Origin of the sequence: Dactylosporangium sp. NPDC049525 (assembly GCF_040676755.1) — a bacterium.
Lineage (GTDB): Bacteria > Actinomycetota > Actinomycetes > Mycobacteriales > Micromonosporaceae > Dactylosporangium.
The window spans coordinates 108903-120893 of sequence record NZ_JBFAPO010000012.1; the positions used below are offsets into that span (position 1 = coordinate 108903).

6 protein-coding genes are annotated in these 11991 nt (G+C 70.5%); 4 read left to right on the plus strand and 2 right to left on the minus strand.

Going from position 1 to position 11991, the window contains the following annotated elements; genetic code table 11:
• Positions 1-85: 85 nt before the first annotated feature.
• Both AB0K00_RS19710 and AB0K00_RS19715 read left to right on the plus strand, forming a co-directional pair.
• The gene (locus AB0K00_RS19710; protein ID WP_363522622.1) at positions 86-1270 is read left to right on the plus strand and encodes a sensor histidine kinase; all 1185 of its coding nucleotides are present in this window, start codon (positions 86-88) and stop codon (positions 1268-1270) included.
• Positions 1267-1938 (plus strand): response regulator transcription factor, encoded by a 672-nt coding sequence (locus AB0K00_RS19715; protein ID WP_363522624.1) that lies wholly within the window; start codon positions 1267-1269, stop codon positions 1936-1938. The genes AB0K00_RS19710 and AB0K00_RS19715 overlap by 4 nt, the downstream gene beginning before the upstream one ends.
• A 663-nt stretch (positions 1939-2601) precedes the next feature.
• Here AB0K00_RS19715 and AB0K00_RS19720 read toward each other — a convergent pair.
• Positions 2602-4644, minus strand: a complete 2043-nt coding sequence (locus AB0K00_RS19720) for a ThuA domain-containing protein (protein ID WP_363522626.1) — start codon at positions 4642-4644, stop codon at positions 2602-2604.
• A gap of 1115 nt (positions 4645-5759) precedes the next feature.
• Here AB0K00_RS19720 and AB0K00_RS19725 point away from each other — a divergent pair.
• Together AB0K00_RS19725 and AB0K00_RS19730 are read left to right on the plus strand one after the other, a co-directional pair.
• Entirely contained in the window at positions 5760-9134 is a 3375-nt protein-coding gene (locus tag AB0K00_RS19725; RefSeq protein WP_363522627.1) for a ThuA domain-containing protein, read from the plus strand.
• A 93-nt stretch (positions 9135-9227) separates the two neighbouring features.
• Positions 9228-10532 (plus strand): hypothetical protein, encoded by a 1305-nt coding sequence (locus AB0K00_RS19730; protein ID WP_363522628.1) that lies wholly within the window; start codon positions 9228-9230, stop codon positions 10530-10532.
• 165 nt (positions 10533-10697) lie between these two features.
• Here AB0K00_RS19730 and AB0K00_RS19735 read toward each other — a convergent pair whose 3' ends face one another.
• Complete coding sequence (locus AB0K00_RS19735) at positions 10698-11957, minus strand: ROK family transcriptional regulator (protein WP_363522629.1); 1260 nt, start codon at positions 11955-11957, stop codon at positions 10698-10700.
• Positions 11958-11991 lie beyond the last annotated feature (34 nt).

Here is an 11991-nt window from a genome sequence, read left to right on the forward strand (position 1 = left end):
TCGAAGCCGCGTCGGCCCCGAGACGGAACCCGCCTCCGTCCCGGGACCGATGTGTGGGGCAGGGCGGGCGGCATACAGTCCGTCGATGACCACCAGGGCGTACCGAGCCTGGGACCTGCTGCTGACCGCGGTCCTGCTCACCGCGGCGCTGCTCGTGCACGCCACCGCCTACGACGCGGTGCCCGCCAACCGGTCACCGGACGTCGTGTCGCTGATCCTGACGGCGGCGGCGATCGTGCCGGTGGCGCTGCGCCGGGCCTACCCGCTCGCCACCCTCATCGCCTGCTGGCCGGGCCTGCTCGCGCTGATGGCACTGCAGCACTCCGTCGGGGCCAGCACCCTGGGGGTCGAGGTCGCGTTCTACACGGTCGTCGCGTGGGACACCCGCCGCAACGCCCGCTGGGCTGTGCTCGTGCTGCTCGCCGGGCTCGCGGCGACGACCGCGCTGCAACCGAGCGACCTGAGCGCCGAGGGCATCGCGGTCAACGGCGCGATCCTGGTCGGTGGCTGGATCCTCGGCACCGGCAGCCGTCAGCGACGCGAACGCCACGCCGAGGACATCGCCCGCGCGCAGTTCCAGGCGCAGGCGGAGCGGGACCGGGCGGCGCGGGCGACCGCGGAGGAGCGCCTGCGCATCACCAGCGAGCTGCACGACGTGATCGGCCACGCGTTGAGCGTGATGGTGGTCCAGGCAGGCGTCGCCGAGCACCTCATGGACAGCCGGCCCGCGCAGGCCCGCGCGGCGGTCACGGCGATCATGGAGACCGGCCGCAGTTCGCTGGCCGAGATGCGCCGCATGCTGGCGGTGCTGCGCGAAGGTGACCCGGCCGGCGACGGCGTCGACGCGGAGCCCGCACCCGGCCTGGTCCAACTGCCGCGGTTGGTCGAGCGGGTCGAGCGGGCCGGCCTGCCGGTCACGTTGACCGTGGCAGGGGGCGACGCCCCGCTGCCGGCCGGGGTGGAGCTGGCGGCCTACCGGATCGTGCAGGAGGCCCTCACGAACTGCCTCAAACACGCGCGGGCCACCCGCGCCGAGGTCCGGCTCACCTGCACCGCACAGGCCGTGGAGATCGAGGTGACCGACGACGGCGCCGGCCCGGCACAGCCCGCCGCGGACGCCGACGGCGGCCCGGCCGTGCGCGGCCACGGCCTCATCGGCATGCGGGAGCGGGTGGCGATGTACCGGGGCGAACTCGACAGCGGCCGGGTCCACGGCGGCGGCTTCCGCGTCTGGGCGCTGCTGCCGCTCGGGACGCAGGTGCAGCCGTGACCCGGCCCGTGCGTGTCGTGGTCGCCGACGACCAGGCGCTGGTCCGCAGCGGCTTCGCGATGATCCTCGACTCCTACGACGACATCGAGGTGGTGGGCGAGGCTGCCGACGGCGTGGAGGCGCTCGCGCTGTGCCGGCGGCTGCACCCCGACGTGGTGCTGATGGACATCCGGATGCCGGACATGGGCGGCCTCGAGGCGACCCGGCACCTGACCGCCGGCCCGGACACGACCGAGGTGCGCGTGCTGGTGCTGACCACCTTCGACACGGACGAGCACGTGTACGAGGCGCTGCGCGCCGGGGCGAGCGGCTTCCTGCTCAAAGACATCGCGCCACGCGACCTCGCGAGCGCCGTGCACGTGGTGGCCAAGGGCGACGCGCTGCTGGCACCGTCGGTCACCCGCCGGCTCATCGACCGGTTCGCCCGTCTGGACGCGGCGCGGGCCGGGCAGTGGCCAGGCGAAGGCCCGCTGCCGGGGCTGACGCAACGGGAGACCGACGTGCTCGCCGCGGTGGCACGCGGACTGTCCAATGTGGAGATCGCAGGCGAGCTGTTCGTCAGCTACTCCACCGTGAAGACGCACGTAAGCAGCCTGCTGGCCAAGCTCGGCGTCCGCGACCGCGCTCAGTTGGTGATGATCGCCTACCAGTCGGGGCTCGCCCGCTGACCACCCGGCGGGCCACGGCCCCGGCACCTCACCTTCGCGCCGCACCACACCGGGCCCTTGGCCCCGGAGAGGTCGAACGAGCACCCAGGCGTCCGCCCCGGCCGGCACGACGGCCTACGCGTGCAGGCCCGAGTCACCCACGCGTTCACCCGGGTGCCGGTCAGTTCGGGTGTAGCGTCGTAATTGCCTGCGAGACGACCGAGCAAGCGAAGCTGTTAGCACAGCGGAGCTGAGAAGCCGCAAGACCGAGAGGTTCGGCGGTGGTATCGAGCACCTGATCCGGCAATGCTGGTGACGGCAGATCGCCTCGCAGGTTCATCGTGGTCGCTGCGGCATTGCCTGGACACGACCGTGGCTTTCGATCGCGACGCCGAGTTCGGGAAGCTGTCGCGAGGCCGGAGATTTCCCGGCCCAGTCCGGTTCGAGGTGCGCCAGAGCTGTGGTTGCGGAGCCTCGCGTTCAACTGCCTCTGGGCCATCTGTCCGGCAACGGTTGGCGACAGGTCGGCCTGCGGACATCCGGTCAACCACTGGGCTGACAGCTGACGACACAACCCCTGGAACGGGTCGGTTCGCCGCATCACCGGGCAGTGAACCGGCCCGTCCCGGAAGCCGGCGGGGTGCACACCCAGCCGGCTTCCGGTTCACTGTGGTCGGCGCGGGGCTACTTCAAGGACTTCATCCAGTCCCGCAGCTCGCGGGCCTGGCGGTCGAGCTCGCCGCGGGCCGCGCCGGTGGCGGGCGAGCCGGCCAGCGCGATGATCTTGTTGAGTGACCTGGTCGCGGCGTTGTGGTCCTGCTGCAGGTAGGCGGCCTGGGCCTCGTCGAGGAGCGCGGTGGCCGCCGCGGCGGACTCCGGATCCAGCGTGCCTGCCGCGGCGCTGGTGGTGATCAGCGTGCGGGTCTGCCGGAAGGTCGAGCAGTTCGCCTGGGTCTGGCCGGCGGTCCAGCTGATGCCGGCCAGCAGGATCCTGGTGAATGACTCGCGGTAGTACTGCGCGCGATCGTGGCCGAGGATGAGCGAGAACTGGCGGCCACCGTCGTAGTTCTGGCACCACGCGATCGGGTGGTCGCCACCCATGAGTGCCAGCGGGGCGTTCGCGGCGTTGCCGCTGTTGAGACTGCGGCTGTATGAGGACTCGTCAAGGCTCAGCAGCGTGTGCACCTCGGCTCGCGGGTTGTGGTCGAAGTTGTACAGCTCGTCGATGGTGAGCCAGGTCTTCGGCAGGTGCGCGGTGGCCGGGTTCGTGGAGTCCTCGGTGTTGACCCGCACGTTGATGCAGCTGCCGCAGGTGCCCTCGCCGTTCTGGCCGCCCGGGTGGTTGGTGAACCAGGCTCCGACCAGGTCGCGGTACCACGGCACGTTGTGGATCGCGTCGGATGCGCCGTGCAGCCCGACGTATCCACCGCCGGCCTGGATGTACGCCTTGAACGCGGCCAACTCGTCGGCGTTGAGCGCGTCGGCCGCCGGTGCGCTGTTGGGGTTGGTCCCGTCCACCGGGGAGCCGAAGATGATCGTCTTGTACTTCGCGAGGTCGGCGGCGGAGGTGAACGGCGTGCTCGCCAGCGACGCCGGGGCCAGCCTCGGGTCCCAGATGTCGACGTCGAAGCCGTGCTGCTGACCCCACTGCTGGACGAGCAGGGCGGTGTCGGCGATGTGGTCGTGCCGGAAGCCCTTGGTGGCCGAGAAGTACAGCACCCGGTAGGTGGCGCCGGGGAAGTTCGTCGAGGCCGCGAGCGGGACTGCCGGTGTGATCGGGTTGGGCCCGGCGGCCGGCGTGACGGTCATACCGGTCGGCGGATCGCCGGGGAGTGTCCCGGTGACCTGATCCTGCAGGTAGCGGGCGTCGCCGACGAGCGTGTCCCGGACCGTGCCGGAGGTCGGGCCGCCCTGCGCGGCGGCGACGAACTGGTTGAGGGCCCGCTTCGCCTGGTTGGTGTTGCCCTGTTCCGCGAGGCTCGCCGCCTCCGTCAACTTGGCGCGCAGGGCGGCGGCGTGCTCGGCGCTGATCGCGCCGCTGGTGACGAAGCCGCCGATGAGGGTGTCGAGGTCGGCGAACGAGGTGGTCACCACGAACGTCTGGTCGAACAGCGCCGCGTTGCCGGCGGCGTCGCTGGCCAGCACGCTGATCGTGTGCGCCCCGGTGGCGAGGGCGGAGGTGGCGACGGGCAGCGGGGTCGTTTCGGTCTGGTCGATCCACATGCGGTGGATGAAGACGCCGCCGGAGCCGGGTGCGGGATCGGTCCGGGTCGGGATCAGCGTCGCGGTGTGGCCGACGTGCCCGTCGACGATGCCGGGCCAGCTGACCACCGGCGCGACGGTGTCGATCCGGACCGTGATCGTGCGGACGGCCTCGGCCGAACCGTCGCCGCCGACGGCGCGGTAGCCGACGGTGGTGGTGCCCTGCTGGGTGATCTGCACCGAGCCGGTCAACGTCGAGGGGTACGGGCCGGTCGAGGACACCGCGGCCTGGAACGGCGCCGCGTTGCCGAGCCTGTACTCCAGGCGTTGGACACCGTTGACCGCGTCGGTCGCGGACAGGTTCAGCGTGACCGGACCCCGGTAGTAGTTGTTGGTCCCGGTGGGAGGTGCGGGGGAGAGGGTGGCCGGCGTGCTCGTCGGTGCGGCCCATGCAGGGACGGCGATGGCGAACGACCCGATGGCCAGGGACGCCACCGGCACGGCAACGAGCAGGCGGCGTAACACGTGCCGGCGGAGGTGTCTGCGCGCTCGGCTGAACGGTTGTGACGCCAGGGCTCTGGTGGTCGGAGGTTGGCTGGGCATGGCTTTCCTTCCGGTTCTAGGAACGGAAACGGGTTCGGACGGTGTCCGGTGCGGCCGGAAGGGTCCCGTCCCCCCGGCCGCACCGGCCAACCACTCCCGCTTCGCCGCCTCCGGCTGTGGAGCGCACCCACAACCGGACCCTCTGGACAGCGTCGCCGGAGAGCTCTCCCTGTGCCGCCGCGTGCGGCGACAGTTCTTGCGCATGCGTCGATGGCAACGGTGGTCCCAGCGGCGCGTCCTCAAGGGACGGTCGTGGGTCAGCGATGCTCGGCGGTCACGATGCTCGGGCCCGCGGCGGCGGGCGGTATGCACGGATCGAGCCCATTGCCTGGGCTGTGCGGTGGGTGTCAGAGCTGAGGTACAAGCAGTCCACCCCCGGCTCGTTCACATGGTCGAAACGATGCTGCCCCGTGGCCGACACAGTAGAAGCCTTCCGTACCGACTGTCCAGAGCTTCGATGTCATATGATTCAACTTTCGTTCAAATGAACAAAAGTGCACCGAACGATTCCCGTGCGAGGCCTTCAATGCAGCGCGTGCCGCGGTGCCGATCGCGGCCTCATGGGTAAATGCTAGGTGGCGTTTTGCTATGTGGCACAACATCTTCGCCATCGTCGCGGGCTACGTGTAACGCGAAACGCCTGTCTTTCGCTCCTTCGGATAGGGGCATTCTCAAGGCCGACGGGAATGCCTTGGCGAGCCCTGCCCACGAGAGGAAACTTTTGTAAGTAGAACTAAAAGTTACGTCTTGTCAAACCGAACTTCTGCGTGTTGGGCCCTTTCTTTTGCTGGAGTCGGGTTATACGGTGTCGGCAACAGGTTGACCGAGCCAGTCGCTCGCCCCGCTGAGCGGGATCCCGGCGAGCACTGACGCGCAGCTCGGCGATGCCTTGGCGGTTCCACGTAACCCTCGTACGCCTCCCTCCGGGCGTGCCGCAGCACCACACCCCCGTCACACGACCGGACGTCGTCCGCTCGCGGCGCAGCGCCGCGGCCCTCGACGGTCCGTTCGTCCTGCACCCCTGCGGAGGAGGCCCCATGACCAGAGCTCAGAGCCGTCGTGTCACCGCGTACGGCAGCCTGCTCGCGCTCGTTGCAAGTGTGTTGGTCGGGACGGTGTCGGCGTCCGCCCCGGCGGTCGCCGCGCCCCAGCCGACCAGTAACGGCATCCAGTACAAGGTTCTGGCATTCACCAAGTCGGTCGGCACGAAACACGCGTCGACCTCGGCCGGCGTCAACGCGCTCAAGGAACTGGGCAAGCAGCTCCGGTTCACCGTCGAGGAGACCGACGACGCCAGGAAGTTCGACGAACCCCACCTCAAGCAGTTCCGGGTGGTCGTCTTCCTCAACACGTACGGCGACGTGCTCGACGCGACCCAGCAGGCCGCGTTCGAGTCGTACTACCGTGACGGCGGCGGCTTCGTCGGCATCCACTCGGCGATCGAGACCGAGCCGGACTGGCCGTTCCTCACCGAGGTCCTCGGCACCAGGGCGGCAGGATCGTCAAGCGTCACCAAGGCCACGATCAAGGTGGCGGACCGCGTGCACCCGGCATCGGCGAATCTGCCCGAGCGCTGGAACCGCACCGATCAGTGGTACAACTTCACGTCCAACGTGCGGGGCGTCTCGCACGTGCTGGCGACCGTCGACGAGACCACGTACAGCGGCGGCACGATGGGGTCCGACCACCCGATCACCTGGTGCAAGGACTACCAGGGCGGCCGCTCGTTCTACACCGGGCTCGGCGACACGCCGGCGAGCTTCGCCACGGCCGACCTGCGCGCGCACCTCGGCGGCGCGGTCCAGTGGGCGGCCGGCCAGACCGACGGCGACTGCGGTGCGACCGTGCTGGCGAACTACCAGATGGACTACGTCGCCGCGCCGCCGAACGTCAGCGAGCCGATCGGCTTCGACGTGCTGCCCGACGGCCGCGTCGTGCAGACCGACCGCCGTGGCGGCGTCCGCCTGCACGACCCGGCGAACAACACCACCCACCTGCTGGCACAGATCCCCGTGTACATGGCCAGCGAGGACGGCATGTACGGCCCGGCGGTCGACAACGACTTCGCCAACAACCACTGGGTCTACCTGTACTACTCGCCGCTGACCATGGAAGCGCCGTACCCGCAGACGACGCCGACCGCGAACGCCCCGACGACCGGCACCGACCCCAGCGTCTGGGATCCGTGGAAGGGGTACTTCCAGCTGTCGCGGTTCAAGTTCGTCGACGGTCCCACCCCGACCCTCGACGTCGCGACCGAGCAGAAGATCATGAAGGTGCCGGTCAACCGCGGTGCCTGCTGCCACGTCGCCGGCGACATCACCTTCGACAAGGACAACAACCTGTGGATGGTGACCGGCGACGACACCCCCGCGGGTGGCGGCAACTCCGGTGGCTTCGCGCCGTTCAACGACATGCTCACCACGACCGGGCAGTACAACGCCCCGTTCGTCGACGCCCGGCGCTCGGCGATGAACACCAACGACCTGCGCGGCAAGGTCCTGCGCATCAAGGTCCAGGGTGACGGCTCGTACACCATCCCGGCCGGCAACCTGTTCACCGGCAACGAGGAGGGCGGCGGCAAGACCCGGCCCGAGATCTACGCCATGGGCTTCCGCAACCCGTTCCGCATCACCGTGGACAAGGCCGGCGTCGCCTACGTCACCGACTACTCGCCCGACTCCTCGACCCCGCAGGTGAACCGCGGGCCCGCGGGCACCGGCCGGATGGAGATCGTGCGGCGCCCGGCCAACTACGGCTGGCCGCTGTGCTACTCGCCGACCCTGCCGTACTACCGGTGGAACTTCAACACCTCGACACCGCTGGACAACCCGGCGCAGGCGTTCGAGTGCAACAACCCCGACCACGGCCCGGCCAACACGTCACGATGGAACACCGGCCTGACGTACGCGCCGCCGATCGCGCAGCCGGACATGTGGTACTCGTTCCAGGACAACAACGCGGCCAACCCGCTCGGCACGCCCTGCGCGGCGTACTACATGCAGAACCCGCCCGGCACGTGCCCGCAGCTGTTCCCGGAGCTCGGCACCGGCGGCGTCGGGCCGCACGGCGCGGCCAAGTACGACTACGACCCGGCCAACCCCAACCCGACGAAGTTCCCGGCGTACTACGACCAGTCCATCTTCTTCGGCGAGTTCACCCGCGACTACCTGCGGGAGATCCGCCTGGACTCGTCCGGGCAGGTCTTCAAGATCAACGACCTGCTCAGCTGTGGCGCGGGGCCGGCCACGCCCGCCCGGCCGTTCCTGTGCGACAACCCCATGGACATGATGTGGGGCAAGGACGGCAGCTTCTACCTGCTGACCTACGGCGACGGCTTCTTCAACATCAACCCCGACGCCGCGCTGGTGAAGTTCAGCTACGTCAAGGGCACCCGGGCACCGGTCGCGAAGCTGTCGGCCACCCCGACCGACGGCGTCGGGCCGCTGACCGTCGCGTTCTCCAGTGAAGGCTCGAAGGACGCGGACCCGGGCGACTCCATCAAGTTCGCCTGGGACTTCGACGGCAACGGCACGACCGACTCGGTCGACCCGGACCCGACGTTCACGTACACCACCAACGGGGTGTACACGGCCCGGCTGACCGTCACCGACTCCAGCGGCAAGACCGCCTCGGCCAACACGACGATCACCGTCGGCAACACCTCACCGACGGTCAAGGTCACCGTGCCGATCGAGGGCGGACTGTTCGCCTTCGGCGACTCGATCCCGTTCAACGTCACGGTCAGCGACCCGCAGGACGGTGCGATCGACTGCTCCCGGGTCGAGGTGACGTTCGTGCTCGGGCACGACAGCCACGGCCACGCCGAGTCGACCGCGACCGGCTGCTCCGGGACGCTGCCCACGTCCGCCGAGGACGTCTCGCACGGCGGCAACGTGTTCGGCGTGATCAGCGCCTCGTACACGGACCTGGGCGGTGCCGGCGGCATCCCGGCGCTGACCACGGTCAACCAGACGACCATCCGGCAGAAGAAGCAGGAGCTCGAGTTCGCCGTCGACCAGTCCGGCACGAACACGGCGGCGACCACCGACGCCGGCGGCGGGCTGCAACGCGGCAGCCTCGGCAACGGCGACTGGATCGCCCTCAACGGCACGGTCGACCTCAAGAACATCAACTCGCTGACGTTCCGCACGTCCGGTGGCAGCGGCGCGGCCGGAACCGGATCCGTCGAGGTCCGCCTGGACGCGGTCGACGGGCCGGTCCTGACCACGGTCACGATCGCGCCCACCGCGAACGCGACCACCTACGCCAGCCAGACCTTCCCGATCACTGACCCCGGCGGGGCACACCGGATCTACCTGGTGTTCCGTCCCGTCGCGGGCGGGCCGACGAACAACTTCTTCAACCTCAACTGGGTGGAGTTCGGCGGTCAGGGCGTGAGCGCGCCCTAGCACCACCCCGGCCGGGGCGGGGTGCGACACCCCGCAGTGCCCACACCCCGCCCCGGTCTGAACCACAGGCACTACCAGCAGAAGGAGCAACACATGTCCGGAAAGATCAACCGCCGCCGGTTACTGGCCGGTGCCGGCCTCACGGCGGCCGCCGCGTTCACCCCGCTCGGCCCGGCCTCCGTCTTCTCCGCCACGGCGGCGAGCGCGGCCAACGGCCGGCTCATCCCCGACGGCAAGCTCGGCACCATCACCTACAGCCAGCGTGACGTGCCGACCCGCGTCGGCATCGCCGCGAGCGCCGCGCTGGGCGTGGCGCCGACGATGGGTTACCTGGGCGGCCCCGACTTCCCCAAGGACCCGACCGACCTCGGGCCGCTGGTGCCGCTGCCCGGCGGCTGGCTCGAGCTGTTCGCGTTCCTCGCCAACGCCGGGTTCAAGCAGATCGAGTTCGCCGGCTACGGCCAGAACGCCGCGAACCCGGGCGGTGCCGCACCCAACCCGGCCCCGGGCGGCACGACCACCGCGGAGTCGCGGGCGGCCTACCTGGCGTACGCCCGCACCCTGCGCGGCTTCCTCGACGCCTACGGCCTGCAGGCGATCGGCAACCACGGGTTCGTCCCGAACACCTGGAACGGCCCGGGCAGCGCCGGCGGCGCGATGACCACCCAGGACTACGACCGGCTGCAGACCGAGCTGGAGTTCGCAGCGATCCTCGGCATGCCGTACATGGGCACCGGCAACGACCCGACGAGCGCCAACAACCGCAACATCGAGCCGTGGACCCTCGCGGGCGAGAAGTGGTCGGCGCTCAACGAGATCAGCGTGGGGCAGTGGGGCATCCACATGTACACCCACAACCACTCGCCGGCGTACAACTTCCTGCAGGACGGCCCGCTGGTCACCGTCACCCAGGACCGGATCACCGGCGCGCCGATCGCACCGACCCAGGTCCGCGGCGAATCGGGCAAGCGGCTCATGCAGCACTACCTCGATGTCACCAACCCCGACCTCGTCGTCATCGAGATGGACGTCTACTGGGCCCACGTCGCGCAGCACCAGCACCGCTGGCGCTACGACTGGGACGGCAAGCGCGTCCAGGACATCTTCGACCCGACGGCCCAGGTCGCCAAGCAGACCAAGCGGTACCCGCTGTTCCACGCCAAGGACGGCGACGCCACCGGCCAGGCCCCCGGCGTGGGCGACGGCTACTCGTGGATCCCGTTCGGCGACCCCCGCAGCGACATCAACTACGAGGGGTTCTACCGCAACATCGGCGCCAAGGGGTACCACAACTCGAACTACGAGCAGGACAACGCCCCCGGCGGTAACGGCGACCCCGGCCAGTCACTGCGATTCTCCAGGATCAGCGCCGCCGGCATGGCAACCCTGCGCGGCTGACCCGTCCAGCTAGAGACCGTTGGAGGCCGTCCCCGCCAGCCCCGGGGACGGCCTTCGGCCGTGCGCGGGCAGGCCGCGCGCGGGCGGCGCCGCCCGCGCACGCTTACCCGGCGAGCGGGAGGAGGTCGATCAGTAACGCGACTACGGGCGTTCGGCGACGGCGCGCTACGCGGAGCGGCGGGCGCCGAGCCCTGACGCGACCGTCGCCGATTCCCGGCCGGCCAACACACCCAGCGGGTCGGTCAGCAGCGGGGCGAAGGCCAGTTCGGCGGCGCCGACGATGGTCGCGTTGTCGCCCAGGCCCGACGTGCGCAGCAGGACCCGCTCGCGGGCCACCGGCAGGACGTTGACCGCGATGCGGGCGCGGACCTCGGCCGCCGCGGCCGGGTAGACGTCGCGCAGCATGCCGCCGAAGACGACCATGCCCGGATTGAAGAGATTGATGACGTTGGCGACGCCGATGCCGAGCCAGTCGCCGATGCGGCGGACCGACTCCTGGGCGGCCGGGTCGCCGCGGTCGGCGTCGTCGATGACGGTGCGGACGGCGTCGCGGCCGAACTCGCTGTCGGGGCGGCCGGCGTTCTGCAGCAGGGCCCGCTCGCCCACCTCGGCCTCGAAGCAGCCCCGCGAGCCGCAGAGGCACGGGCGGCCGTCGTACGGGTTGATCATCATGTGACCGACCTCGCAGCCGTAGCCGCCGTCACCGGCCAGCAGCTTGCCGCCGACGATGATGCCGCCGCCCACACCCACGTCGCCGTGCAGGTAGATGAGGTTCTGCAGACCGATGCCGGCACCGCGCTGCTGTTCGGCCTGAGCGCCCAGGTGCGCCTCGTTGCCGACCGCGACCGGCATGCCCAGCCCGAGCCGCTGGGACAGCGCCGTGCCGAACGCCTGGTCGACCCAGCCGAGGTCCGGCCCGTAGCGCACCACACCGTCGCCGGGGCGGATCATGCCGCAGTACGACGCGCCGATGCCCACGCAGATCGCCCCGGCGGGCGCGGTGCGGTACAACTGGCGGCCGAACCTGGCGAGCACGTCGACCACCAGGTCCAGGTCGGCGCCGGCCCGCGGCCGGGGGGCCTCGTGCCGGTCGACGATCGCCCCGCCCAGCTCGACCCGGACCGCGGTCAGCTTGTCCACCGCGACGTCGAACGCCAGCACGTAGACCCGGCCGGGCCGGGGGCGCACGACCAGCGACGGGCGCCCACGCCCGCCCGTGCCGCCGGGGATCTGCTCGCTGACCAGGCCGGCGGCGGTCAGTTCGGCGGTCAGGGCCAGGATGGTGCTGCGGTTGAGCCCCATGCGCTCGGCCAGCTCGGCCCGCGACACCGGGCCACTGAGGTGCACGTGGCGCAGCAGGATGCCGAGGTTGTGCGACGAATCCCGCGTCACCACGTCGACCTCCGGCTCCTGCGGGGCACCCACCGTCGTGCCGCGACCATGGGCTGGCGCCCCCGCC

Coding starts and splice junctions, on each gene's coding strand:
- AB0K00_RS19710 (WP_363522622.1), top strand. CDS start 86: ATGACCACCAGGGCGTACCGAGCCTGGGACCTGCTGCTGACCGCGGTC.
- AB0K00_RS19725 (WP_363522627.1), top strand. CDS start 5,760: ATGACCAGAGCTCAGAGCCGTCGTGTCACCGCGTACGGCAGCCTGCTC.
- AB0K00_RS19730 (WP_363522628.1), top strand. CDS start 9,228: ATGTCCGGAAAGATCAACCGCCGCCGGTTACTGGCCGGTGCCGGCCTC.